Source organism: Erythrobacter sp. HI0063 (genome assembly GCF_001635685.1).
In the GTDB taxonomy this organism is placed as follows: domain Bacteria; phylum Pseudomonadota; class Alphaproteobacteria; order Sphingomonadales; family Sphingomonadaceae; genus Qipengyuania.
The window spans coordinates 1-293 of the sequence record NZ_LWFF01000252.1; the positions used below are offsets into that span (position 1 = coordinate 1).

Below are 293 nucleotides of genomic sequence, written 5' to 3' on the forward strand. Positions count from 1 at the left end.
GCAGGATGTGTTTTCCATGACCTATCTCTGGCTCAAGGCCGGCCATATCATTTTCATGGTGTTCTGGATGGCGGGCCTGTTCATCCTTCCGCGCCAGATGCTGTATCTGTATCCCTACGATGCGGATGCGCCCGAAACCGCGGTGTGGAAGGACCGGATCGGCAAATTGCGTCATATCATCCTGACGCCGAGCCTGATTGTGGTCTGGGTGCTCGGTTTCGCGCTGGCCGGGACGATCGGCGCGTTTTCGCAAGGGTGGTTCCACGCCAAGCTGCTGCTGGTGCTGCTGATGA

Annotated in this window: 1 protein-coding gene; it reads left to right on the forward strand. The window is 58.4% G+C overall.

Annotated elements, in window-relative coordinates:
• Positions 1-7 precede the first annotated feature (7 nt).
• Positions 8-293, forward strand: a 286-nt coding sequence (locus A3736_RS08145) for a CopD family protein (RefSeq protein WP_369815437.1), incomplete at its 3' end; no start/stop codon positions are given.